General features: G+C 61.3%; 1 protein-coding gene. It reads right to left on the reverse strand.

The genetic code is table 11. The features are described 5' to 3' along the window. On the reverse strand, positions 1-1,776 hold a 1,776-nt coding region (locus JJ959_RS21235; RefSeq protein ID WP_292888471.1), incomplete at its 3' end, for a HAMP domain-containing protein. Between the last annotated feature and the right edge of the window lie 387 nt (positions 1,777-2,163).

The following is a 2,163-nucleotide window of genomic DNA, read 5'->3' on the forward strand; positions in this document are numbered from 1 at the left end:
GGCGCGCTGCTGCTCTTCGCGCAGGCGCTCGACCTCGCGGCCGTTGTCGCGGAACACCTCCACAGTCCGCGCCATCGCGGAGATCTCGTCTGAACCAGATGTGTTCACCTCCGCTTCCAGATTGCCGTCCGCGATTTCGGCCATCGTCTGCTGCAAACCGTTCACCCGGCTGACAACCTGGCGGGAGACCAGCAGCCAGCCGATCAGGACACCCGCCAGCGCGCTGATTCCGCCCATCGCGAACAGCAGTTGCTGGCTCTGGACGATCGTGTCCTTGGCCGAGTTCTCGCTCTCCGTCGCCTCGGTTTCGGCAGCCGCCACAAGCGCGTTCACGTCGCTGGTCATTGCCGCGACGCTTTCGCGGCTTCGGGTGAGTGCGGCCACGGCCTCGGCTTCGGTTTCCAGCAAGGTGCGGCGAAGCTCGAACACGGACTCGTCGCCATTGCCGAAAGTGTTGAGCAGTTCCGCCTTCTCCGCCGTGATCTCATCGATCCCGCGCTCTCGGAACTCCCGCAGAGCATTGTTCATGGCATCGGTGGCGGCCAGGAACTGGTAGCCGGTCTGCTTGATGGACTCGGTATCGGGCGCACCGGCGGCGGCGTTCAGAAGGCCGGCCACGAGGTTGGCCTGAGCGACGAGTTCCAGCGCGGTCTTGATGTTGCCCGCGTCCTCGTTGACGAGCGTGGTGATGGAACTCTTCACGTTGTCGACCAGCTTCTCGCCGCCGGCGATCAGCTTGTAGCTCGCTTCGGAAACGACCGGATCGATCGAGTTCTTGAACTTGCTCGACAGGTCCGCGACTTCGGTCTTCAGCGCGGCACGCTTGATGTCGAGCTGGAGCCGCTGGCCGATCGGAAGTGAGTCCTTGGCGAGTTCCTGTTTGCGAAGCTCGAAGACCGACTTGTCGCCGAGGCCGAACAGACTGAGGCCGAGCGCGACGTCGCGCAGCGCGATGGAATTTTCGGTCTCCGCCAGATTGTTCACGGCGTCGTAGACCTTGTTCGAGCTTTGATCGAACTCGTCCTTCAGCATGTCGATCATCTCTTCCGATCCGGCGGTTGTCGTCAGCGCGATGATCGAAAGGATCTCGTTTCCGGCGGCGGCGGCCTTCAGGCCGGCCTGCAATTGCTGAACCTCTCCTTCGAGGAGTTCCTCGACCGAACGTACGGACGAACTGATCGTGTCCTCGCCGCGATAGGTCAGGGTTTCGTTCGCCAGCTGGATCACCGGGATCGCTTCCGCGACGAAGAGGCCATGCGCCTGCCTGATCTCCGCGGTCTTCGTGCCGAGTGCGGCCCGTAGCTCCTCCCGGCGCGCGATCGTCGTCTGCAAGTCGGCGAGGGCGCCTTCGATGTCGGTGACGAGAGCGGAGAGCTTGTTCCGCTCCGTTTCCGGCAATGCCGTCAGGGTTTCGAGCCGCTGGCGCAGTTCGCCGATCCCCACCTGCATGCCTTCCTCGATCTCGGCCCGTTCCTCGTCGGTCTGGGCGCTGACCAGCGCCGGCGCGGTGGCGGCGATGTTCGCGCTTGCATTGGCGAGGGCCATTGAATTCTTGATCGCAGGGATCGAACGTCCGGTGAACTGGTCGAGGGTTTCCTGCAGACCGGTGAAGGCGGCAATCGAAATCCCGATGGCAACAAGCGTCACCAGTGTGACACCCGTAAGGGCCATGTAGAGCTTGCCGCCGACACCGGGACCCTGGCGCTTGGTCTTCGGCGTATTGGGGACTTCGTCCGAATCTACCGACGGGTCATAGGTATGCGCTGCGTTATCCACGGGGATCGTCCTTCGAAATCGCCATTAATACGTGTGTTGCGGGGCGACGGTATCGCGCTCGCACAATCTATAGAGGGTAAGTCAGCAAACGTGTTCGCGGCTGCAATATCAGCGGCAAACCGGTGTAGAGCGCAAGTGCAAAAAAGTCAGTGTTTTTATTTGGTTGTTAGGCGGCGTTAAAGTTAAATTTGCAAAAGAATTTTCAGATAATTAGATCAATCGCGCTTGATCGGGACAAAAAAGGGCGGACCGCTGCGGTCCGCCCATAAGATGCAAAGCTCAGGTTAGAGCGGTACGGATGGATCAGGTCCCGCTTCTGACCTTGTTGAGGAAGGTCGCGACCTCCCGGTCCAGAGATTGCGCCTGCGTGGCGACGCTCTTGGCCGC

It is taken from the genome of Nisaea sp. (assembly GCF_017640745.1).
Taxonomy (GTDB): Bacteria; Pseudomonadota; Alphaproteobacteria; order Thalassobaculales; family Thalassobaculaceae; genus Nisaea.